Annotated in this window: 26 protein-coding genes and 1 riboswitch; of the genes, 24 read left to right on the forward strand and 2 right to left on the reverse strand. The window is 35.0% G+C overall.

Annotated elements, in window-relative coordinates; genetic code table 11:
* The first annotated feature begins 17 nt into the window (after nt 1-17).
* The 12 genes from BWGOE10_RS07225 (at nt 18) to BWGOE10_RS07280 (ending at nt 12,055) form a co-directional block, all read left to right on the forward strand.
* On the forward strand, nt 18-932 hold the full coding sequence (locus BWGOE10_RS07225) for a superoxide dismutase (RefSeq protein ID WP_070141494.1): 915 nt from the start codon (nt 18-20) through the stop codon (nt 930-932).
* 113 nt (nt 933-1,045) lie between these two features.
* Nucleotides 1,046-2,170, forward strand: a complete 1,125-nt coding sequence (locus tag BWGOE10_RS07230) for a D-alanyl-D-alanine carboxypeptidase family protein (protein ID WP_070141495.1) — start codon at nt 1,046-1,048, stop codon at nt 2,168-2,170.
* A complete protein-coding gene (gene spmA / locus BWGOE10_RS07235; RefSeq protein WP_070141496.1) occupies nt 2,163-2,759 on the forward strand; it encodes a spore maturation protein SpmA in 597 nt (198 codons plus the stop codon). The genes BWGOE10_RS07230 and spmA overlap by 8 nt, the downstream gene beginning before the upstream one ends.
* Nucleotides 2,756-3,286, forward strand: a complete 531-nt coding sequence (gene spmB / locus BWGOE10_RS07240; protein ID WP_070141497.1) for a spore maturation protein SpmB — start codon at nt 2,756-2,758, stop codon at nt 3,284-3,286. Before spmA ends, spmB begins: the two co-directional genes overlap by 4 nt.
* Nucleotides 3,287-3,575: 289 nt before the next feature.
* Entirely contained in the window at nt 3,576-4,304 is a 729-nt protein-coding gene (gene rluB, locus BWGOE10_RS07245) for a 23S rRNA pseudouridine(2605) synthase RluB (protein ID WP_002201160.1), read from the forward strand.
* Nucleotides 4,305-4,397: 93 nt separating this feature from the next.
* The gene (gene resA / locus BWGOE10_RS07250; protein ID WP_070141498.1) at nt 4,398-4,919 is read left to right on the forward strand and encodes a thiol-disulfide oxidoreductase ResA; all 522 of its coding nucleotides are present in this window, start codon (nt 4,398-4,400) and stop codon (nt 4,917-4,919) included.
* Between the two features lie 124 nt (nt 4,920-5,043).
* Nucleotides 5,044-6,666: a cytochrome c biogenesis protein ResB gene (resB, locus tag BWGOE10_RS07255; protein WP_070141499.1), complete on the forward strand. Its 1,623-nt coding sequence runs from the start codon at nt 5,044-5,046 to the stop codon at nt 6,664-6,666.
* A gap of 14 nt (nt 6,667-6,680) precedes the next feature.
* Nucleotides 6,681-7,838 carry a cytochrome c biogenesis protein ResC gene (gene resC / locus BWGOE10_RS07260; protein ID WP_070141500.1) on the forward strand — a complete coding sequence of 386 codons (1,158 nt, stop codon included), beginning with the start codon at nt 6,681-6,683 and terminating at the stop codon, nt 7,836-7,838.
* 301 nt (nt 7,839-8,139) lie between these two features.
* Nucleotides 8,140-8,856, forward strand: a complete 717-nt coding sequence (resD, locus tag BWGOE10_RS07265; RefSeq protein WP_002158614.1) for a DNA-binding response regulator ResD — start codon at nt 8,140-8,142, stop codon at nt 8,854-8,856.
* Complete coding sequence (resE, locus tag BWGOE10_RS07270) at nt 8,856-10,631, forward strand: sensor histidine kinase ResE (RefSeq protein ID WP_098786247.1); 1,776 nt, start codon at nt 8,856-8,858, stop codon at nt 10,629-10,631. Before resD ends, resE begins: the two co-directional genes overlap by 1 nt.
* Nucleotides 10,632-10,770: 139 nt before the next feature.
* Nucleotides 10,771-11,352: a cob(I)yrinic acid a,c-diamide adenosyltransferase gene (locus tag BWGOE10_RS07275; RefSeq protein WP_070141501.1), complete on the forward strand. Its 582-nt coding sequence runs from the start codon at nt 10,771-10,773 to the stop codon at nt 11,350-11,352.
* A gap of 88 nt (nt 11,353-11,440) precedes the next feature.
* A complete protein-coding gene (locus tag BWGOE10_RS07280; protein ID WP_070141502.1) occupies nt 11,441-12,055 on the forward strand; it encodes a peptidoglycan DD-metalloendopeptidase family protein in 615 nt (204 codons plus the stop codon).
* 225 nt (nt 12,056-12,280) lie between these two features.
* On the opposite strand, the gene BWGOE10_RS07285 is transcribed toward BWGOE10_RS07280, so the two are convergent.
* Nucleotides 12,281-12,967: a hypothetical protein gene (locus BWGOE10_RS07285; protein ID WP_070141503.1), complete on the reverse strand. Its 687-nt coding sequence runs from the start codon at nt 12,965-12,967 to the stop codon at nt 12,281-12,283.
* A gap of 246 nt (nt 12,968-13,213) precedes the next feature.
* Nucleotides 13,214-13,353, forward strand: a riboswitch (FMN riboswitch).
* Nucleotides 13,354-13,516: 163 nt separating this feature from the next.
* On the opposite strand from BWGOE10_RS07285, the gene BWGOE10_RS07290 reads away from it, so the two are divergent.
* Nucleotides 13,517-14,095, forward strand: a complete 579-nt coding sequence (locus BWGOE10_RS07290; protein ID WP_070141504.1) for an ECF transporter S component — start codon at nt 13,517-13,519, stop codon at nt 14,093-14,095.
* Nucleotides 14,096-14,213: 118 nt separating this feature from the next.
* Here BWGOE10_RS07290 and BWGOE10_RS07295 read toward each other — a convergent pair whose 3' ends face one another.
* Nucleotides 14,214-14,462 carry a ferredoxin gene (locus BWGOE10_RS07295; RefSeq protein ID WP_001151994.1) on the reverse strand — a complete coding sequence of 83 codons (249 nt, stop codon included), beginning with the start codon at nt 14,460-14,462 and terminating at the stop codon, nt 14,214-14,216.
* 280 nt (nt 14,463-14,742) lie between these two features.
* Here BWGOE10_RS07295 and BWGOE10_RS07300 point away from each other — a divergent pair, with 280 nt between their 5' ends.
* From BWGOE10_RS07300 to BWGOE10_RS07350, 11 genes are all read left to right on the forward strand, one after another.
* Nucleotides 14,743-15,804 (forward strand): helix-turn-helix domain-containing protein, encoded by a 1,062-nt coding sequence (locus BWGOE10_RS07300; protein WP_070141505.1) that lies wholly within the window; start codon nt 14,743-14,745, stop codon nt 15,802-15,804.
* Nucleotides 15,794-17,323, forward strand: a complete 1,530-nt coding sequence (locus BWGOE10_RS07305; RefSeq protein WP_070141506.1) for a RecQ family ATP-dependent DNA helicase — start codon at nt 15,794-15,796, stop codon at nt 17,321-17,323. Before BWGOE10_RS07300 ends, BWGOE10_RS07305 begins: the two co-directional genes overlap by 11 nt.
* The gene (locus BWGOE10_RS07310; RefSeq protein WP_002117615.1) at nt 17,323-17,886 is read left to right on the forward strand and encodes a CPBP family intramembrane glutamic endopeptidase; all 564 of its coding nucleotides are present in this window, start codon (nt 17,323-17,325) and stop codon (nt 17,884-17,886) included. Before BWGOE10_RS07305 ends, BWGOE10_RS07310 begins: the two co-directional genes overlap by 1 nt.
* A gap of 22 nt (nt 17,887-17,908) precedes the next feature.
* Nucleotides 17,909-18,388 (forward strand): LysM peptidoglycan-binding domain-containing protein, encoded by a 480-nt coding sequence (locus BWGOE10_RS07315; RefSeq protein ID WP_070141507.1) that lies wholly within the window; start codon nt 17,909-17,911, stop codon nt 18,386-18,388.
* Between the two features lie 71 nt (nt 18,389-18,459).
* Entirely contained in the window at nt 18,460-19,236 is a 777-nt protein-coding gene (locus tag BWGOE10_RS07320) for a metallophosphoesterase (protein ID WP_070141508.1), read from the forward strand.
* Nucleotides 19,236-20,111, forward strand: coding sequence for a MerR family transcriptional regulator (locus BWGOE10_RS07325; RefSeq protein WP_070141509.1), 876 nt, complete (start codon nt 19,236-19,238; stop codon nt 20,109-20,111). Before BWGOE10_RS07320 ends, BWGOE10_RS07325 begins: the two co-directional genes overlap by 1 nt.
* A gap of 77 nt (nt 20,112-20,188) precedes the next feature.
* A complete protein-coding gene (locus tag BWGOE10_RS07330; RefSeq protein ID WP_070141510.1) occupies nt 20,189-20,800 on the forward strand; it encodes a genetic competence negative regulator in 612 nt (203 codons plus the stop codon).
* Nucleotides 20,801-21,148: 348 nt separating this feature from the next.
* Nucleotides 21,149-22,435 (forward strand): NAD-specific glutamate dehydrogenase, encoded by a 1,287-nt coding sequence (gene gudB / locus BWGOE10_RS07335; RefSeq protein ID WP_000225168.1) that lies wholly within the window; start codon nt 21,149-21,151, stop codon nt 22,433-22,435.
* Nucleotides 22,436-22,516: 81 nt separating this feature from the next.
* Nucleotides 22,517-22,726 (forward strand): hypothetical protein, encoded by a 210-nt coding sequence (locus BWGOE10_RS07340; RefSeq protein ID WP_070141511.1) that lies wholly within the window; start codon nt 22,517-22,519, stop codon nt 22,724-22,726.
* A gap of 92 nt (nt 22,727-22,818) precedes the next feature.
* On the forward strand, nt 22,819-23,055 hold the full coding sequence (locus tag BWGOE10_RS07345) for a DUF3961 domain-containing protein (protein WP_070141512.1): 237 nt from the start codon (nt 22,819-22,821) through the stop codon (nt 23,053-23,055).
* 79 nt (nt 23,056-23,134) lie between these two features.
* Nucleotides 23,135-23,665 carry an N-acetylmuramoyl-L-alanine amidase family protein gene (locus tag BWGOE10_RS07350; protein ID WP_070141513.1) on the forward strand — a complete coding sequence of 177 codons (531 nt, stop codon included), beginning with the start codon at nt 23,135-23,137 and terminating at the stop codon, nt 23,663-23,665.
* Nucleotides 23,666-23,681 lie beyond the last annotated feature (16 nt).

Raw genomic sequence — 23,681 nt, forward strand, 5'->3', positions numbered from 1 at the left:
CATCAAGGAGGTGTGACATGAGTCAGCAAGGTGTATTTACAGATTACTTTCATGAAGTAGAAAGCTGGTGTGAAAGTGTTCTTCAAGTATTAGATAGCCGTGCAATGGAAGTGTATGATGTCCATATGCTTGCTTATAAAATTCAAACGTTATTAGAGCGTATGAAAGAGCATGAATACGACACAGATGCCGAGTTTATGTATGAAATAAGTGATGATGTAGAACATATTCAACACCATTTACAGGAAGTATTTATGCAAGAAGGAGAGGAATATGAACTATGTGAAAGAGGGGATAGCGAACGAGCTGTTCCGATTGGGGGGCATACACTCCCGCCATTACCTTATCCATATAATGCGCTAGAACCGTACATTTCACGAGAAATTATGATGTTACACCATGATAAACATCATCGTAGTTACGTGGAAGGATTAAATAAAGCAGAGAAGATGATGGAAGAAGCGAGAAAAACAAATCAGTTTGATCTAATTAAGCATTGGGAAAGAGAAGCGGCTTTTCATGGATCAGGTCATTACTTACACACGATATTTTGGAACAATATGAAAAAAGATGGGGGCGGGGGTCCACGAGGGGCATTATCACAAGAAATTGAGAAGGATTTTGGGAGTTACTTACGTTTCCAAAAACATTTTACAGAGGCGGCCTCGAAAGTTGAGGGGTCTGGATGGGCAATCCTTGTATGGGTGCCTCGGTCCGGAAGATTAGAAATTTTGCAAAGTACCCTGCATCAATTATTTACACAATGGGATACGATACCACTTCTTGTACTGGATGTATGGGAACATGCGTATTATTTACAATATCAAAATCGAAAAGATGAATATATTAAAAATTGGTGGAATGTTGTAAATTGGCCAGATGTAGAAAAGAGATTTGAAAGTGCGAAGCAAATTGAATGGACACCGTATTAGACGCATATCTCATGCGTCTTTTTTAGTGGAGGTGGAAGGAAGATTTCGTTCATATTTTAAAAGGCCAAGCATACACTTGTACAAAAAGTGCCAAAAGGACGTGGGGGGGAAATATGAGACGAATTTGTATAATAATTACGCTAATTATAATGTACGCAAGCGTTATGCCAATTCCTGCATATGCAAAAATGAACGGTGGTGTCAGTGCTCGTAACGCAGTCTTAATGGAACAACAATCCGGTCGTGTGCTATATGGAAAATTAGAACATGAGCCACAAAAAATTGCTAGTATAACAAAAATTATGACAGCATTGTTAGCTGCTGAATCAGGAAAAATGAAAGAGTTAGTATCGGTTAGTAATGAAGCCGTACGAGTAGAAGGATCGGCAATTTATTTAAAACCTGGACAAAAAGTGAAGTTAGAAGATTTAGTTTACGGATTAATGCTTAGATCTGGTAATGATGCAGCACAAGTAATTGCTGAAAATGTGGGAGGGAGTATAGAAGGGTTCGTATATTTAATGAATGAAAAGGCGAAAGAAATCGGAATGAAAGATACGCACTTCTCAAACCCGCATGGCTTGGATGGGGATGGATCACATTATTCGTCGGCTTATGACATGGCATTATTAACGAAATATGCAATGGGGAACGAGACTTTTAAGAAAATTTTTGGAACAAAAACGTATAAATCAGATTCTTGGGATTATCCGTGGAAAAATAAACATAAGCTTGTGACATCTTATTATGAATTTGCAACAGGAGGAAAGACAGGTTTTACGAAGAAAGCAGGACGGACGCTTGTCACAACAGCTTCAAAAGATGGACTAGATTTAATTGTCGTAACTTTGAGCGCTTCTAGTGACTGGGATGATCATATGAATTTGTTTGATAAAGGCTTTGAACGCTATAAGCAAACGAAAGTTTTAGGACAAGGAGCACTCGCTGAAATAAATGAAAAGAAATATGCCAACCATGTTTATACGAAAAAAAATTTTTCTGTACCTTTAACTGAAGAGGAAAGAAAGAATGTGTTATTGAAAGTTGAGCTCGATAAAAGTGCAAAACTTACGGATGGAGTAAGGATTGGGAAGACGGAAATTTATGTAGGAAACGAGAAAGTTGGAGAACGAAATTTGTTTTACAGTAAACGAAAGTTAGTAGCTACAACGGGAATGTATTGGAATAACGTAAAAGAAATCTTCTCTTACATGATAGGTGTTGGGATAGATGGTTAATCTCGTATGGGCAGCGATGGCAGTTATCGGGATTGTGTATGCCATGATAAATGGAACGATGGAAGAAGTGACCAAAGCGGTGTTTGAAGGGTCAAAAGATGCTGTAACGATTTGTATTGGACTTATTAGTGTTTTAGTATTTTGGCTCGGTTTAATGAAAATTGCTGAGGAAGCTGGATTGTTAAAGAAGTTAGTAGCACTTTTTATGCCGATAGTAAAAAGATTATTTCCAGAAATACCGAAGGATCATCCGTCAATGGGATTCATTTTATCAAATATGATGGCGAACTTTTTTGGGTTAGGTAATGCAGCAACACCTTTAGGTATTAAAGCAATGGAACAACTGAAAGAGTTAAATGGTGGAAAGGATTCAGCAAGTCGTTCTATGGTGACATTTCTAGCATTAAATACTTCAGCAATTACATTAATTCCGACTACTGTCATTTCGATTCGAATGACTTATGAATCAGCAAACCCTACTGAAATCGTTGGCGTAACATTTATAGCACAAGTGTTATCGATGATTGGAGCGATTTGGATTGACCGCTATTTTTACCGGAGAAGGAGTAGAAAGGGGCGGAAAAAATGAGTATTGTAAATACAATTTCATTATGGGTAATTCCTTGTGTAATTGGTTTTATCCTTTTGTATGGCACGATAAAGAAAGTTCCAACGTATGAATCGTTCGTTGAGGGCGGAAAAGAAGGGATTCAAATTGCGGTTTCCATTTTGCCGTTTATGGTTGGAATGCTTGTATCTATTTCTATTTTCCGGGCATCAGGTGCTCTAGATGCGATGATATCGGTAATGAAGCCGATGTTAGACTTTATTCATGTACCAGCCGAGATCGTCCCACTTGCACTTATACGTCCTATTTCGGGATCTGCTGGTTTAAGTATTACGACCGACTTAATCGCTACATATGGGCCAGACTCGTTTATTGGTAGGTTAGCTTCAACGATGCAAGGTAGCACAGATACGACTTTTTATATATTAACAGTATACTTTGGGGCTGTCGGTATTAGAAAAATGGGAGATGCATTAAAGGTAGGACTTTTTGCAGATTTAATCGGAATTATCTGCTCAATTGTGTTTGTTTCTTTATTGTTTCAGTAATACTATTCATTTTTTGAGCTATTTCGCTTATAATATGTATACGACCACTATTAAGGTGTAGCTTAATAGTGGTTTTTTTATGCGGTATTTTTGACAAAATGATGAACTTTTATTGTGAGGAATATGAAAAATATGGACAATAATAAAGGGTGAAAACATGATTTGACCTTTATATGTTTATTATCATCGCTATGTTGTTTAAGTGAGATGGAGCGAATAACCGTAAAGCGTATGCGGTTGCCAAGTCTTTCTAATGTAAGGTAAGATAAATTCGAGGTGAAAAAAAGAAATGGAACGATTACAAAAAGTGATTGCGCAAGCAGGTATTGCATCGAGAAGAAAGGCTGAGGAATTAATTCAGCAAGGGAAAGTGAAAGTTAATGGGAAAATAGTGAAGGAGTTAGGAACAAAAGTAACTCCTCAAGATAAAGTAGAAGTAAATAACATCCCTCTTGAAAAAGAAGAACCTGTTTATTTTTTACTATATAAACCAACTGGTGTAATTTCAAGTGTATCAGATGATAAAGGAAGAAATGTTGTAACAGACTTTTTCCCTGAAATTAGACAACGTTTATTCCCAATCGGACGCTTAGATTATGATACGTCTGGCGTATTATTGATGACAAATGATGGGGAATTTGCAAATGTATTAATGCATCCGAGATATAAAGTTGAAAAAACGTATGTTGCGAAAATTAAAGGGCCATTAACAGGTGAGAAAATTCGCATGTTAGAACGAGGTGTTGCATTAGAAGATGGGAAAACAGCACCAGCACAAGTGAAAATTATTTCTTGGGACAAGCGTAAAGAGATGGCGATTGTACAATTAACGATTCATGAAGGACGTAACCGTCAAGTACGCCGCATGTTTGAAGCGTTAGATTGTAAAGTAATGAAATTAAAACGTGAACGGTATGCCTTTTTAGAAGTGGGTAGCTTGCGCCCTGGTGATGCAAGAGAATTGACACCACATGAGGTGAAGCAATTACGTGCACTTGCTTCTACAAAGCCTCGCTAATCTATAGTGTGAAACTTTCACCAGTGGAATGCTCCGCTGGTGATTTATTAAAAATACATATATTCATCACTCGTCGAAGAGAGGGGAGACAATATGAAAAAAAATCGCTTATTATTTCGTGTTATCATTCTGCTCATTTTAAGCGGTGCGGTAGGGTTTACGCTATATCAAGGTTTTTTCTCTGATAAAGAAAAAATGCAAATTGGAAAAGAAGCACCTAACTTTGTAGTAACCGATTTAGAAGGAAAGAAAATTGAATTAAAAGATTTAAAGGGAAAAGGTGTATTTTTAAATTTTTGGGGAACTTGGTGTAAACCTTGTGAAAAAGAAATGCCTTATATGAATGAGTTATATCCGAAATATAAAGAAAAAGGCGTTGAAATTATTGCCTTAGATGCAGATGAAACGGATATCGCAGTGAAGAACTTTGTGAACCAATATGATTTGAAATTCCCAGTTGCAATTGATAAAGGAACAAAAATCATAGGCACATATGGGGTAGGACCATTACCAACAACCTTTTTAATTGATAAAGAAGGCAAAGTAGTAGAGCGAATTATAGGTGAACAAACGAAGGAACAACTGGAAGAATATTTGAAGAAAATTACTCCATAATTAAGAAAGCCTTTACATAAGAGGTGCTTACGTATAGCGCCTTCGCTTTAAAAATTCTGAGTATTGCGGTAACTCTGAGCTAGAATATACAATAGTACATATAGATAAAAGGGCGGTGAGAGCTTTGAAAGAAATTAAGTGTGAATGTGGACATGTTAATCCGATAGGAACCATTTTTTGTGAAGCATGTGGGAAACCATTTGAAAGTAATGAAAATACGAAATTATTGGATATGAGATATGAGGGGAGTGCCCGGAGATCTCTCACACATACAAAAACGATAGTCGATAAAATTTGGAGTTTTTTCTCTTCTGTAAAAGTAGGTGTATGGTTAATCGTAATAACTTTAGCTGCATCGGCAATAGGAACTATCTTTCCCCAAGAAATGTACATAACTCCAGGAATCGAACCAGCTGAATATTATAAGACCGAGTATGGATTTTTAGGACAATTATACTATCAATTAGGATTTAATAATTTATATGGATCATGGTGGTACATGATTTTAATTGCTTCCATTGGCATTTCACTCGTTATATGTAGCTTAGACCGTGTAATTCCTCTTTATAAAGCATTAAAAAAACAAGGGGTGAAAAGACACCCAAGTTTTTTAAAAAGACAGAGAGTGTACGGGACTGGTATGCCGCATGAAGATGACTTAGAACGAGTTCAAATTAATTTAAAGAAACGTAATTATAATGTGAAAGTGGAAGACGGGAACGTTTTAGCGGAAAAGGGACGTTTTTCCCGTTGGGGTCCATATGTAAATCATATCGGTCTTATTATTTTTCTATTCGGTGCGATGCTACGTTTTTTACCGAGTATGTATGTAGACGAAGCACTTTGGTTACGCGATGGTGAAACGAAAGAAATACCAGGAACTGATGGACAATATTATTTAAAAAACGAAAAGTTTATCAAGGAAGTTTATGATAAGAGTAAGGACAAAGAAGTTTATGATGAGGCGATTGATCGTATTGGTGATAAAATGATTGCGAAAAATTTCCAAACGAATGCCGTATTATATAAAGCGGTAGGGGAAAATATAGCAGGTCAAAAACCGAAATTAGAAAAGGTAAAAGAAGCTGAAATTCGAGTGAATGAGCCACTGAAATTTGATCAATTTGCTGTTTATCAAGTGGATTACAAAGAAAGTGAATTTAAAAGCATGTCTTTCCATTTGCAAAACAAAGAAAATAATCAAAAGTGGGGACCGATTAAAGTAGATTTAGCGAATCCTACAGAAAAATATGATTTAGGAAATGGGTATTCTCTAGAACTATTAAGCTATTTTCCTGATTTTTATTTTGATGAGAATGGAAGGCCGAATACGAAAACGAAATTACCGAATAATCCTGCATTCGTCTTTAAAATGTTTACCCCGGAAACACCAGATGGTGAAGTTAGTTTCGTCGGTATTCAGCAAAACATAGAGCCTGACGGGAATAATAAATATAAAATGTCATTTGCAGGTGTGGAAATGCAAAATGCAACTGCTCTTACAGTAAGAAAAGATTTGACGCTTTGGATTCTCGGTATTGGAGGATTTATATTTATGGTTGGTGTGATTCAAGGTATGTATTGGAACCATCGCCGTATTTGGATACAACGTGTTAATGATGAATGGTGGGTTGCAGGCCATACGAATAAAAATTGGTTCGGCTTAAAGAAAGATATTGAAAGAGTACTAGAAGGAACAGCGATTCCACAACCACACGATAAAATGAATGATAAAAAAATTAGTTAAGGTGGGGAAACGATATGGTACAAATAAGCAGTAATTTTCTGTTCGCCGCGTTTATCTTATATTTAATTGCAACCTTATTTTTTGGAGGAGCAATTAAAGAAAAAGGTCATAAGTGGGCAAATATAGGTATAACTATAGCAATTTTAGGATTTATTGCGCAAATAGTATATTTTGTTACAAGATGGATTGCATCAGGACATGCACCAGTTAGTAACTTTTTTGAATTTGGTACATTTTTCGGCATGATGCTTGTGGGAGCTTTTATCATTATGTACTTTGTATACCGTGTAAGTATTATTGGTTTATTTGCTTTACCGGTAGCTCTTTTATTAATCGCTTATGCAAGTATGTTCCCGAGAGAAATTTCACCGCTTATCCCATCTTTAAAGAGTAATTGGCTACATATTCATGTAACGACAGCTGCAGCGGGACAAGCAATATTAGCAATTAGTTTTATTACAGGCGTAATGTATTTACTGAAAAATGTAGATCAATCAACAAGAAGTAAGCGTACATTTTGGTTAGAGACAGTGATTTTCACACTTGTTTGTACAGTTGGATTTATTGGAGTAACAACTGTCTTTTCTAGTATGAAATACGAATCGAAGTTTCAATGGATTGATAAAAATGAACAACAAGTTGAGATGAAGTATAATCTCCCTGCTTTAGTTGGACCGCATGAAGGGAAGTTAATGACAGAAAATAAATTAGAGCCAACAGTTGACGTCCCAGCGATTGTAAATGCGAAAAAATTAAATACTGTTATTTGGTCAGTGTTAGTCGGAACACTACTTTATATTGTATTAAGACTTATTTTACGTAAGCGAGTGTCAGCGGCACTTCAGCCGTTAGTAAAGAATACGAATAGTGATTTATTAGATGAAATAGGATATCGTTCTATTGCGATAGGGTTCCCAGTGTTTACATTAGGAGCGTTAATCTTTGCAATGATCTGGGCCCAAATTGCTTGGACGCGCTTTTGGGGCTGGGATCCAAAAGAAGTTTGGGCGCTTATTACTTGGCTCTTTTATGCTGCGGTATTACATTTACGCTTATCTAAAGGATGGCATGGAGAAAAATCCGCCTGGCTTGCAGTAATTGGTTTTGCAATCATTATGTTTAACTTTATTGTAGTAAACTTAATTATCGCGGGTTTACATTCATATGCATAGAGAAATAAAATAGGAGAGTGTATGTCACTTTCCTATTTTATTTTTGTCAAATTTTCTTCTTTTTTGAGAAAAACATGACAAAGTAGCGGTTGATTCTGTAAAATGATGTCGAGGACCAAATATACTGTTCAAAAAAAATACATAGTTTTGGAAAAAAAATGAACAAACTTTATTATTCTTGTGAAGCATAATATGGGAAGTGGAACGTTAAAAAATGCTTAATTAAACGAGGATAGGTGCAACATTATATTGTAGAAGGGTAGGTGTAAACCGTTGTGGTAAAAGTACGCAGCGGGTAGAAATGGAAAATGAATCAAGAATTTTAATTGTAGACGATGAGGATCGTATTCGTCGTTTATTAAAGATGTATTTAGAAAGAGAGCAATACACAATTGAAGAAGCGGATAATGGTGATACAGCTTTAGAAATGGCGTTACAAAATGATTATGATTTAATCCTATTGGATATTATGATGCCTGGTAAAGATGGTATCGAAGTGTGTAAAGGGATTCGTGAGAAGAAAGCGACGCCAATTATTATGCTGACAGCAAAAGGTGAGGAAGTAAATAGGGTACAAGGGTTTGAAGTTGGAACTGATGATTATATTGTAAAGCCGTTTAGCCCGCGTGAAGTAGTACTTCGTGTGAAAGCGGTATTACGCCGCGCTGTACCAACGACATTCTTTACACAAGATACAACGACGAAAGATGTTACTGTGTTCCCTCATTTAACAATTGATAATGATGCGCACCGCGTTACAGCGGATGGTAATGAAGTGAACTTAACACCGAAAGAATATGAATTACTATTATTCTTAGCGAAAGCCCCGGATAAAGTTTTTGACCGTGAGCAATTGTTAAAAGAAGTATGGCAATATGAGTTCTTCGGAGATTTACGTACAGTTGATACGCATGTAAAGCGTTTACGTGAAAAGTTAAGTAAACAATCACCAGATGCAGCGAAGATGATTGTTACCGTTTGGGGCGTTGGTTACAAGTTTGAGGTTGTAAACGACTGATGCTTTGGAGAAGTGTAGTAGGGAAGTTATGGATGACCATATTACTTCTCGTTTCGTTTGTTCTTGGATTTGTTGCAATTTTACTTTCGCAGTTTTTTAGAACGTATTATGTTGATATGAGTGAAGCTAGGCTTCAGAAAGTTGCAACAAGTGTCACGGAATTAATTGAAGAAGGTGCCGATGTAAAAACGATTGAGGATATTGCTTACAAATTTTCTGATCCACTTTCAAGGATTATCATTGTAGAAGATGGTAAGGAAATTTCTTCTTCGCCGAAACAAGAAGGATTAGTTACGCTTACAATGGATGATTTGAAAAATGATAAAGAATTAGCAGCTGTTTTTACAGATAAAAAGGAAATTAAGAATAATATTAGAAAAGCCTCTAATAGTAGAAAAAATAAAAACACTGAAAATGATATTATGATCGTCGGGAAACCAGTGCAGTCAAAAAATCAAAGTGCTGTGTTTGTATATGAATCTTTACAAGTTCCGATACAAGGTATGGAGAGAACGACTGATTTTATTTTCTTATCAGCCGGGATTGCGATTATTTTAACAACTTTCTTTGCATTTTTCTTATCTACTCGAATTACGGCGCCGCTCCGTAAAATGCGTGAAGTTGCTTTTGAGGTAGCGCGTGGGAAATTTGATACGAAAGCCCCTATGGTGTCGCAGGACGAAATTGGGGAGCTTGCAACTGCTTTAAATCAAATGGGTAAACAGTTGAAGTTTAATATGAATGCCCTGCAGCAAGAAAAAGAGCAGTTAGCTAGCATTTTGAGTAGTATGGCAGATGGTGTTATTACGTTAAATCAAGAAGGTGAAGTCGTTGTTATCAATCCACCGGCAGAACATTTCTTACAAGTTTGGCAAGAAGAAAAAGAAGTAGAGTTAAGTAAAAAACTTCCTTCTGAACTTGTTGAACTATTCCATCTCGTTGTAGAAAGCGAGCAACAACAAGTTGTTGAAATTAATTTGCAAAAGGGTAACTACGTAGTTCTTATGACACCGCTTTACAATCAAACGAAAATTCGCGGAGCTGTAGCAGTATTGCGAGATATGACGGAGGAGCGTCGTCTTGAGAAAATGCGTCAAGACTTTATTGCGAATGTATCACATGAACTTCGTACACCGATGGTAATGCTTCAAGGGTATAGTGAAGCAATTTTAGATGATATTGTGCAAACAAAAGAAGAAATTAATGAGTTTGTTCAAATTATTTATGATGAATCTGTTCGTTTAGGTAAACTTGTAAATGAGTTATTAGATTTAGCACGTATGGAAAGTGGTCATGTAGAGCTACATATAGGTGAAGTTGATATTCATCCTTTTGTCGAAAAAATTGGCCGTAAATTCCAGGGGATTGCAAAGGATAAAGAAGTTCAATTAACAGTTGATTTCCAAAGCCCAATTGAACAATATCCGTTTGATGCAGATCGTATGGAACAGGTATTGACGAATTTAATTGATAATGCAATCCGTCATACAAATGCAGGTGGAAATGTTACACTTGTAATTAATACGAAAAATAGTGGCCTTACTTTCGAAGTGCAAGATTCAGGTGCTGGTATTCCAGAAGAAGATATTCCGTTCTTGTTCGATCGATTCTATAAAGCTGATAAAGCGAGAACGCGCGGGAAAAAAGTTGGAACTGGACTGGGGCTTGCGATTGCTAAAAATATTGTTCAAGGTCATGACGGGAAGATTTCTGTATCAAGTGTCGTTGGAGAAGGAACTATATTCTCTGTATATTTACCAAATCGTATAATTTAAATATACATGTTTTTTAAAGGTGATCACGAATAAAAGCTCTACTATTTTTTATTTTTTTGTAAGTGCAATTAAATAAAGAATGGTAGAGTTTTTTCTTTAATAAACAGAATGAAAATAAAAAGAGAGGTGTCGTGATGAAATGAAACTTTATACAAAAACAGGTGATAAAGGGGAAACGAGTGTCATAGGTGGCCGAGTGGATAAAGATCATATACGTGTAGAAGCTTATGGCACAATTGATGAGGCGAATTCGCATATCGGATATGCCATGTCTAAATTGCAAGAGGAATGTTTTCATAACATTTATAACGAACTTGAAAATATTCAACATGAACTGTTTGATTGTGGAGGGGATTTAGCAATAGTAGAGAAGAAAATTCCCTATAAAGTAACGATAGAGATGGTCGAGTATTTAGAGAGACGAATTGATTCGTATACAGAAGAAGCGCCGCCGTTAGAGCGTTTTATTTTACCAGGCGGTAGTGAGGTATCGGCTGCATTACACATTGCACGTACAGTTATAAGAAGAGCAGAACGTTGTATAGTATCCTTGCAAAAAGAAGGAGAAACTAATGAAATTGTCCTAAAGTATGTAAATAGGTTATCTGATTATTTATTTGCGCTTGCTAGAGTAATAAATGCGCGTTTACAAGTGAAAGATGTGGAATATAACCGCAGTGCACTTGTTTTTCGTAATAAAGAAGAGAAGGAAGTGGAGTAATTCACTTCCTTTTTTTTTATGTATACTTTTTTCTGTAATATCCCACAATAGAGAAGGTATGACGGTTATTAGAAAACGGAGGATGTATATGAAAGCGTTAAAATGTGGCGTGGTGATATTGAGCATATTATTTTTATCTCAATTACATGTTTACGCTGAAGGGAATCAGTGGATATGGCCTGTTGATGGGCAGATAAGTGATTATTTTGGGACAAGACATGGGAAACACTATGGTATTGATATAGCTGCACCTATTGGAACGCCGGTTGCAGCTATTCAAAATGGTAAGGTGACAAAGTCTTATTTTTCAAGTAGTTATGGAAATGTTGTGTTTATTAAACATGGAGAATATGAGGCTGTTTATGCGCATTTAAATAAGAGATATGTAGTTCAAGGGGATAACATTTCAAAAGGAGAGCTAATTGGAGAGGTAGGGAATACAGGAGAATCGCGAGGAGCGCATTTACATTTAGAAGTGCATCAAGGAAGATGGACGATGGAGAAAAGGAATGCGATGAATCCGTTACTTGTTTTAAATGAACAAAAGAATCAAGTCGTGTCATCATCATTATATGTTGTACAAAAAGGTGATACTTTAGTTAGTATTGCTCGGAGATTTAGTATGACAGTTGAGGAGATTAAAGTGAGAAATGGATTGCAACAAGAGCGAATCTATCCGAACCAACAACTATACGTTAAGTAAAGACAACGTTCCCAAAGTATAACTTTTGAATATATTTATTTTCTTCTTTGTTAAGATTGCGATAGTAAATGAAATTATATCGACGCAAATTGAAATATATCGAACATAGCTCTTATTATATCGACGTTTCGACAAGAAATATCGACTTAACAACAAAATGCGACAATAAGAGCAACCTATTCCTAACGAAAAACCGTCCCAAAAGATCTTTTGGGACGGCTTCTTTTACCAAAAAATAAAGACACATATAAATCCAGAAATAGCTAAGTAGCTATATAAGTAAAAGACTTTTGTTCTTGTTTTTTCTTTTGTCCGAAATAGTACGATAGTTGGTTCGATTAGACCAATTGTAAGACAAAGTAAACCAAGAAGCATAAAGCCAATTGAAAGAGAATACAGGGCGATTTGTGGTGCTTGAAATGGAATCATCCATTTTAATAAAAATGCAATAAGTGCAGTGTAACAAATGCTACCGATGTATTTATTCAATGGTGTATTAGAACGGAAACCAGGAAGTTTCTTGGAAAAAGGACGGGAAACAACTTCCGTTTGTAAAGATGTATGTTCTTCAATTATTTTTTGAGCTTCTTTTCCTTTTTGGAAAAGGGATAAAATCCAGTTTCGCTCACCTTGGAAAATAAATTGAGAAGTTGTTAAATAATGATCGATTTTTACCTTATTCCAACTCTTCCATGGATGACGCTCACACAATTTTAATTTACTTTCTGTTTTTTTATCATACTGATAAATACTTATGCCACCTTGGTCAAAAGTAGCGTAGTATGTCTCTCTTGAGAATGTGCCTAGATCAATTGGACAGTAGAAAAGTAATTCTTTTTTCAAATAAAAGTATTCTTTTCTTAAGTTCTTTTTCATTGCTTCTCGAATAGAGTGTCTTTTATCTTTCTTCATGACATTTCCTCCATAACTCAGAAAATGTTCTTATCTTAACAATTCAACATCTTATCACTTTTGACGACATATGACTAGGGGATTCATAAGAGAAATACCGAATTGTAAAAAATATGGGTTGTATTGTAAAATATAGTGATTGTTTTTTAATTATATAAAATTAATAACTTATTTTAAATAAGTTACACTTTTTTTGTTCACAATACGATCATGTTGTTGTATAATGAAGTGGAAAATAGAATATCGGTCTATCTTCGGGGCAGGGTGAAAATCCCGACCGGCGGTGATGAACATTTAATAATTTCGTTCTAAGCCCGCGAGCCGTTAAGGCAGGATTTGGTGTGATTCCAAAGCCGACAGTACAGTCTGGATGGGAGAAGATGGAGGTTCAAGCGTTCAAAAAAGATAAGTATTTGAACGTCTGTTTGATGTGCCTTAAAATTCTCCCTTTGTGTAAATCACAAAGGGTTTTTTCGTTCTATGAAAAAATAGGCATAGCAGAACCTTTCCACTTTCCATGAGAAGATCGATGGAAAAGGAGAGAGAAAGATGAAACAAAAAAACAGTGTAGTGCAGATGGTGAGTGTAGCGATGCTAAGCAGTATTGCGTATTTACTAATGATGTTAGATTTTCCATTCCCAGGGCTTCCGCCATTTCTAAAAATTGATTTTAGTGATGTGCCAGCTTTAATTGCGGCGATAATTTTCAGTCCAATTGCAGGTGTAATTGTAGTAGCGATAAAAAATATTTTGCATTACGGAATTCAAGGGAGTTTAACGGGAGTACCAGTAGGAGAAGTAGCAAACTTTATAGCGGGATGTTTATTTATTGGTCCAGCAGCATTCTTATTCCGAAAGTATCGCACAGTAAAAAGTTTAACGACAGGATTAATGCTAGGAACAATTACTATGACAGTTATTATGAGTGTGTTAAACTACTTTATCATTTTACCAGCGTACACTTGGTTTTTAAATTCACCAGCTATGTCTAGTGATATTATGCGACAAACTATTGTAACGGCGATATTACCGTTTAATGTAATTAAAGGAATTGTTGTAACAATTGTATTTGTAGCATTATTTTCACGCTTGAAAGTATGGGTATTTGCAAAAATGAAAAATGCTTAAAAAATATTAAACCATTGGCAGCTTAACTGCTAATGGTTTTTTTGTTAGTGAGAATGAAAAAGAGAGCAAAAAATCCCCCTCATACTTATGAGAGGGATTTTTTGCAGTTAATAAAAGACTATTCGAATTTTAAAGAGTCGCCATCAAATGATTCGTCAGCAACTTTAATTGAGTCAGTTGGACAACCTTCGAATGCATCCATCATATCTTCAATTAATACATCTGGAATTTCAACGATACCTTGGTTATCGTCTAATGTTACGAATGCAATACCTTCATCATCATAGTCATAAATGTCTGGTGCAGCAGCACCACAAGCACCGCATGCAATACAAGTATCTTTGTCAACGATTGTATATTTTGCCATATTTTTTCCCTCCTGATAATATGTATGTGAAAAGTTCGCCAAAAAATTATAACCTTATTGTAAAACGGTTTTTAAAACTTTTCAACATAAAATTATAATGATAATGCTTATCAATTAGAGTGTCAACTTATTTTTGAATTATTTCATTAGATTTTCAAAATACTTAAATGTTATTTCGTTTGATACAATAGAATATATACAAGCATGTAGTGTGAATATGATAAGTTAAATGAATCGTATTGAAAAAGGAATGAAGTTAGACTGAGAGGTGGAAGCGGTAATGCAGCTACAATATACTTTATTATATTGTTTAAAACAATTGAATGGTGAAAGAACCGTTTCTTCGATTTATTATTTATTAAAAGGAAAGAGATCGTCGCAAACATTACAAGATGGGAATATGTTTCAAATTTCTTTTTTGTTTGGGATTTATAAATCATTAAATAGAGCTGATTATGATCAAGAAGTTGCAAAGTTGTTAAAAACGGATTTAGTTCAAGGTATACATGATAATACATATGTGTTAACGACTGCTGGTAACATGCAATTAAATAAATGGGAAGGTGACTTTGCCTTTCCGACGTATTTACATGGTTTACACTATGGTGAAATAGGTGAAACGTTTTGGAAGAGATTATCATTGATCGTTCAAACCATTTCGAATTTACAACAGGCGAATACGAAATTTATTCCAATTCAACAGGATACAGAAATAATGATGTGGGTGAAACGTTTTCTCACTGGAATACCATATATGAGAAGTGAATTGGCTAAAAAATTATGGAAGGAAATACATACTCTTTTACAAAAAAATAATCCAGTAGAGGCGACAATCGTAACATATCGGTTAACTGGGTATGAACGTATCGGATGTACTTTACAACAATTAGCGGAAATTACGAAACAAGATATATTTCGAGTTTATTTTTTATTTTGGGGTACAATTCACTTCATTATTCAAGAAGTTCGCAATAAAGAAAATGAGTTTCCATTATTAGCTGAAATTATATCTTATCCAAATGAGAAGGCTGATTTATTTAGCCTATCAACGAAAAAAACATATAATCTTTGGAGACAAGGACGCTCTTTAGAAGAAATAGCAACAATTCGGAATTTGAAGGTTGCCACGATAGAAGACCATTTTGTAGAAATTGCTTTACGAGAAAAAGAATTTTCTATAGAGATGTTTATGGAAAAAGAAAAAATAGAAAAAGTAACAAAAGTAATTGAAGCATTACAAACACGTAAATTGCGTGTGTTGAAGCAAGCGGTTGGAGAGGAAATCTCTTATTTTGAAGTCCGTCTTGTATTGGCACGGATGGAGGGTATAAATGAAGCTTGAGGAATATTTATATAAGTGGTTTGGATATTCTGAATTTCGTCCGGGGCAAAAAGGAGTTATTACGGACCTATTGGAAGGAAAAGATGTTGTAGCAATGCTTCCGACAGGAAGGGGAAAGTCAATGTGTTATCAACTTCCAGGGCTTCTGCAAGAGGGGACGGTGCTTGTTGTATCACCATTATTATCTTTAATGGAAGACCAAGTTACGCAATTAAAGTATGTCGTGAAAAATCGAGTTATTGCATTTAATAGTTTTCGGACGTTAAGTGAAAAAAGAGAAGCAATGAAAAAGCTATCTTTTTATAAATTTGTTTTCGTATCACCAGAGATGTTGCAGTCGGAACTTCTAATAAGAGAATTGAAAAAAATTCATATTTCATTATTTGTTGTAGATGAAGCACATTGTATTTCACAATGGGGCTATGATTTTCGGCCAGATTATAAAAAGTTAGATAAAGTAATTGAGAGTATCGGATCTCCGACAGTACTAGCATTAACAGCAACTGCGACAAAGGATGTACTGCGAGATATAGCGGAAAGTTTAAATCTAAAAAATATCGCTGAGCATGTGTACTCAATTGATCGTCCAAATATTGCGATGGAAGTGCAATTTGTGGAAACGATAGAAGAAAAAAAAGAGGCGCTTTTTGAGCATGTAATGTATTTACAAGGGCCTGGTATTGTTTATTGTTCAAGTAGGGCCTGGACAGAGCGTTTAACCGAGTATTTAAGAGGAAAAGGAATTACAGGTGTAGCTTTTTACCATGGTGGTATGGAACATGAAGAGCGTATGTTAATTCAACAACAGTTTATGAATGACCAGTTGCAAATTGTAATATGTACAAGTGCTTTTGGGATGGGGGTAAATAAGGCGAATACAAGATATATTATTCATTTTCAATATCCGACAAATGTAGCTTCCTATTTACAAGAAATTGGAAGAGCGGGAAGAGATGGAGAATTGAGTATAGCCATTTTATTATGTAGTCCATTGGACCACGATTTGCCAATTTCAATCATTGAAGATGAATTACCAAGTAAATCGCAAATACAATTTTTATTTTCGTTACTACAAGAAAGAATGTTTCAAACGAAAGTATTACCATTAGAAGATGTAGAAGAAATTTGTTATAATGCAGCAAGATTTAATGAACAATATTGGCGTTTTATCCGTTATCATCTCGAACATCTTGGAATCATACAACAGCGAAATCTTATGCTAGAGAGCTTGTCAGATGAAATAATGTACAGATTAATAGCGGAAGTGGAAGTGAGAATGCGTAATAAATATAGGGAACTAGAAAATATGAAGTCATGGATACAAGTTCAAGGATGTAGACGTGAATATTTATTACAACAATTCGGTTATAGAAAGGAAAAAGAGATAGAAAACTGTTGTGATTACTGTGGTATTACAAAAACAGAGTATAAAAAAAGACGAGCGCAACAGTCAGTTTTCGACTATAATTGGGAAACAGAGTTACAAAAGCTTTTCGGCCTAGGGAAGATGGAGGAATGATGAACATTCAAAGGCATAATGTTGAAGATATGAGTCCGAGGGAAATAAGACTGAATCTCTACATAACACAACTAATCATTATTGGTATCGGTTGTTTACTAGCATATATATTATTTCAAGATAAAAGAGAAGTTTATAGTTTGTGGAAATGGGAACCGGTTTCTATACTTGTAATAGGTGGCTTGTTAGCGATTTGTATTGTGTTATTAGATTATGTTGCAATGCGAGTGTTTCCAGAATCTTGGTTTGATGATGGTGGTATTAACGATAGAATGTTTCAAGGGATTTCTGTCATGCATTTACTCGTTATCACGTTTATTATTGGCTTTGCGGAAGAGTTTTTATTTAGAGGTGTAGTGCAGACTCATTTCGGAATTGTAATAGCGAGTTTAATTTTTGCTGTGTTACATATTCGGTATATAACGAAGCCTTTTTTGTTTTGTTTCGTCTGCTTTATTAGTTTTGTTTTTGGTTATGTATTTGAGTGGACAGGAAATTTGTTTATAACAATCTTTGCACACTTTCTTGTTGATTTTATAATGGGGCTCCAATTAAGAAAATAAATGGAAGGTGGTGGTGAACAACATGAGAAAACGAATTCCTGATTTTGAAGAGGAGTTAGAAGTTGAGCGAGTGGAAGAAGATGAAGGTTTACCGCCGCGTAGTGAAATTCATAGAAATAAAGAGAAAAAACCAAAGTTTAAAATGAATCACATTTTTGTCCGGGTGTTAACATTTTTATTCATATTGTTACCTATTAGTATCCTATGGTATACGGATAAGTATATACAGGTAAAAAGTGATAGTAATAATGCTGAGAAAAGTGCGTTTGAAGTAATTTTCTTTGATTCCGCTAAGACTGAATCAAAGAAGCAGTCTGAGAAAGTAGCAACTCATGTTGTGAAAGATGGAGAAACTTTAGAAAGTATAGCGAAGCAATATTTCTCAGATGAAGATGGGATAGAAATAATAAAAAAGTATAATGATTTACAAGAAGACGAAGTGAAGGTAGGACAAGAATTGAAAATTCCTATAAAAGATAAGTCCACGAAGTATGAGAGCTAGCTCAATGAGTGATATATAGCTGCACATAAAATTAAGGACTATACTTTACGAGGAGGGAGAGTAAAAAATATATGTCATGGATTATATTATTATGTACTCTCATATGCGTTGGTTTTGTATGGCTTCTTGGAATGTATAAAGAAGCGATGCGTAATACAGTGTTGGAACATACTTTAGTATTCGAAGAATTTCCGGAAAGTTTTCAAAAAGTTAATGTTTTTTTTATTTCGGATATTCATAGAAGGATCATTTCTAGCTCGTTAATTGAACGAGTGAAAGGAAAAGCAGATATCGTAATTATTGGCGGCGATTTAGCTGAAAAAGGAGTACCTTTATCGCAAATCTCTTTAAATATTCAAAAGTTAAGAGAAATAGCCCCTGTATATTTTGTATGGGGAAATAATGATTATGAAATTGAATATCACGAATTAGATGCTTTATTAATAGAAAATAATGTGAAAGTATTAGATAATACAAGAGTTGTATTTGAGTCTGAATTAGGAGAGAAAATTTGCTTACTCGGTATCGATGATGTTGGATTAGAACGAGATCGTTTAGATTTAGCATTGGCTGATTGTAAAGAAGAAGGTTTTCGCATTTTAATTAGTCACAACCCAGATATAATAAAGAAAATGTCTGGTAAAGAACAAATTTCGCTCGTATTAAGTGGACATACACATGGAGGCCAGATTCGGTTGTTTCCATCTGAAAAGTATTTAAAGGGTGGCGTATATAAGCATTCTAATACGACTCTCTTTGTTAGTAATGGGTATGGAACAACATTGTTCCCTCTTCGTTTTCGGGCACCTTCCCAAACACATATCATTACGTTATGCGGAGGGAAATAATGCCGAATTCAAATGGGAAATATAATATAAAAGCTGTCTCAAATATACTCGGAATTCAACCGAGTACACTTCGCGCATGGGAAAGACGCTATCATATTATTGCCTCAAAGAGAAATCGTGCGGGGCATCGTTTATATACAGAAGAACATATTCATATTTTGAAATGGTTAATGAACAAAGTTTCTGAGGGGATGATGATTGGACAAGCAGTTCAGTTATTAGAAGGGAATCGGTTGCAGAACAACGTTCAAAAAGAAAAAATTACTGATACAGAAGTTGTTTTAGTGGACGATATACTACAAGCTTTGTTAGAATTTGATGAAATTACAATTTCTGCATTATTAAACGAGGTTTTTAGTATATATTCAACGGAAAAGGTTGTTGCAAGCATCATTCTTCAAGTGGCAAACAAGTTGTTAACTTTAAAAAGTAATAATGAGATTACAATGTCACAATTCAAATATGTTGTATCATTCTTACAAACACGTTTAGGAATGATCTATCATAATGCGTCAGTATATTCTTCTGTTAACAAAGTTTTCGTTTTAGAAAATAATATATTAAAAGGATTTATTTTCGCGACGTATTTACGACTAAAAGGATATCAAGCAATGTATATGGGGACAAGTTTAGATGAAGAAGGTATTTTACTAGCTATTGAACAATTACAGCCTAAATATTTGTTTATATCTTTTGATGATGAACGAGAACTTGAAGAGGCAGTAGGATTTATTGACTTGTTGCAAGAAAAAAATAAAAATCTCTCTGGTGGTTTTATAGGAAGAAAAGGCATTGGAGATCAATTAAATTTTCAAAATATCCTAATTGGTAACACGAAAGAAGAATGGGATGGATGGTTAAAGATGTCGGAATAGTCGTTCGAAAAGAACCATCTATTTTCTATTTCATATAATAAAAATTAGATGCAATGGTTACGTAGGGAGGGTATGAGATGAGACTGGAACGTTTAAATTATAATAAGATTAAAATTTTCCTAACATTTGATGATTTATCTGAACGAGGATTAACGAAAGAAGATTTGTGGAGAAATGCACCGAAAGTACAGCAACTATTCCGTGATATGATGCAAGAAGCAAATAAAGAATTAGGGTTTGAAGCGGATGGACCGATTGCTGTTGAAGTATTTTCTCTACAAGCTCAAGGTATGGTTGTAATTGTAACAAAAGAAAATCACGAAGTGGACACAGAAGATGAGTTCCGTGACGAGTTTATTGAAATGCAAGTGACTCTTGATGAAAGTGAACATATACTTTACGAGTTTGCTACATTAGATGATGTAATCAATTTGTCAAATCGCTTATATAACCTTGGTGTAACTGATGGGAAGTTGTATACGTGGGATGATCGTTTTTATCTTTGGATAGAAGAAGAAGAAGAGCAATTTCAATTATTGAAGGCTGATTTTATAGCTATTTTAGCGGAATACGGTAATCCGTCAACAGCAACAATTTACCGCGTAATGGAATATGGTAAAGAATTAATGGATTCTCAAGCGATTGAACAAATATACAATTACTTTGTGAAAAAACAAAACCTCAGCTAGTGTAACGTAGCTTGAGGTTTTATTTTTATTCAGCTGAAAATCTAAAATCTATAAAGCGAAGTGTAGGTAACAAGACTAGCCGATCTGTATGTTAAAATGTAATCAGTATTTCCTGATGAAATACTTGTTTTATCGAATGTATTTTGATAAAAATAAAAAATATTTAAATATTTAAGTATTTTACTTTTCTAAAAGCAATAAAAGGACTATAATAATAGTGAAAACGCTTGCAATACAAAATAGTTTGTATATATTTGTTAGCGTTTTCTATTGCATTCCAAATTTAACGGTGTATACTAGGCAATGAAGGTTTACTAAACAAGTGAAATTACAGGGGGTTTACTTACTATGGTAGCCGAAAAGGGAACTCAAACGAAAACACAACAACAAGGGGAACAACATTTTGAATTGTTAAATTCAACACAAATTGTAATTAATGAAGCATTAGAAAAATTGGGTTATCCAAACGAAGTATATGAATTATTGAAAGAACCAATTCGTATGATGACAGTGAAAATTCCAGTTCGTATGGATGACGGGACTGTTAAAATATTTACAGGATATCGTGCACAACATAATGATGCTGTTGGTCCAACGAAAGGTGGAATTCGCTTCCATCCAAACGTAACAGAAAATGAAGTGAAAGCACTTTCTATTTGGATGAGTTTAAAATGTGGTATTGTTGATTTACCATATGGTGGAGGTAAAGGTGGAATCATTTGTGACCCACGTGAGATGTCTTTCCGTGAATTAGAAAGATTAAGCCGCGGTTATGTACGAGCAATTAGCCAAATTGTTGGTCCGACAAAAGATATTCCAGCTCCAGATGTATTTACAAACTCACAAATTATGGCATGGATGATGGATGAGTATAGCCGTATCGATGAATTTAATTCACCAGGATTTATTACAGGTAAACCACTTGTATTAGGTGGATCACACGGACGTGAAACAGCGACTGCAAAAGGTGTAACAATTTGTATTCGTGAAGCTGCGAAAAAACGTGACATTGATATTAAAGGTGCACGCGTTGTTGTTCAAGGATTTGGTAATGCGGGTAGCTTCTTAGCTAAATTTATGCATGATGCAGGCGCGAAAGTAATTGCAATTTCAGATGCTTACGGTGCACTACATGATCCGAATGGATTAGATATTGACTACTTACTAGATCGTCGCGATAGCTTCGGTACTGTAACAAAACTATTTAATAATACAATTTCAAATACAGAACTGTTAGAACTTGATTGCGACATTTTAGTTCCAGCTGCAATTGAGAACCAAATTACAGAAGAAAATGCTGATAAGATTAAAGCGAAAATTGTAGTTGAAGCTGCAAATGGTCCAACTACATTAGAAGCAACAAAAATCTTGACAGATCGTGGTATCTTACTTGTTCCAGACGTGTTAGCAAGTGCTGGTGGCGTTACGGTATCTTACTTTGAGTGGGTACAAAATAACCAAGGTTACTACTGGACTGAGGAAGAAGTAGAACAACGTTTAGAAAAAGTAATGGTAAAATCATTCGATTCAATTTATGAAACATCACAAGTTCGTAAAGTGAACATGCGCTTAGCTGCATACATGATTGGTGTTCGTAAAATGGCTGAGGCTAGTCGCTTCAGAGGTTGGGTATAATATATAATGTTTTGAGAAAACGTGATTTCCTTTCGAGGGAATCACGTTTTTTTGTTGAAATACTAGTTAGAGGTGTTGAATATGAACAATGAAATGATGAATCGAGTAGATCAATTAGAAGAAAGGCTAAAATGGTTAGAGAGTGAGCTAGTAAGAACTAAAAGTGCTCAGAAAACAAGTATTATTAGGATTTTAGGAGAGGGTTTATTGCATTTGGTTTTTGGAGTGGTTGTTGTAGGGCCGATTATCGCTATTGTATTTGGGATTATTACGTGGATTGGTGAAAAATAGAATAAAAACAAAAAGAACGCTTGTTCTATACGAACAAACGTGCTATACTTTCCTTAGATAAGCAAAACGGAAATGATTTTAAGGAGAGATAAATGATGAAAATGACAGTAGACCAAAGATTTATGATGCCAGCAGATGTTGTAGAACGAGTGGAAGTATTACGAAACAAACAAAGTAAGCGTGGCACATTATTACAATCGGTAAATAAATTTTTCGGCTTAGATACGAAAGAAGATTGTGTTTGGTTTTACGGTTTTTATGGAGTGGCTGTAAGTATTGTAGTATTTATGGTATTCACATCAAATATTTTCGATTTTATCTTCGCGTAAGAAATATGCTATAAGGACATTGCTGCCGAATACATATATAAGGAAGTAAGGTAATTTTCTAGAGCGGGAGTTGGTAGTGATGGCGATGTTTCCTATAGAGCGTAACTATATTGGATATGGAAGTTCACGACCGGGAATTCCTCTTTCTAAAGTAAGATTCATTGTAAGTCATGATACGGGGAATCCTGGTAGCAATGCAATAGGAAATCGAGATTACTTTAATGAAATACAACCGAAAGCTTCGGCGCATACATTTATAGATGATAAAACAATATTAGAAATTGTCCCTATAAATGAAGTTGCGTACCATGTTCGATACAATGTGCCGACGGATAATGATTTATTCGGTTATGATGCGAATAAGGCTGCTATTGGGGTGGAACTTTGTTATGGCGGCGACGTAAACTTTTGGGAGGCGTATACTCGTTTTACTTGGTATCATGCGTATTTATGTCAAAATTTCGGCTTGAATCCGAAAAAAGATATCGTGTCGCATAAAACACTTGATCCAGCTAGAAAAATTGATCCTGAAAATGTATTAGGGCAACAAGGAATTAAATTTCAGCAGTTTTTAGCAGATGTCTATCGGATGTACGTTTCGTTTAGATGACAAATATATGAAAAAT

This window comes from Bacillus mycoides, assembly GCF_001757995.1.
GTDB lineage: Bacteria > Bacillota > Bacilli > Bacillales > Bacillaceae_G > Bacillus_A > Bacillus_A mycoides_B.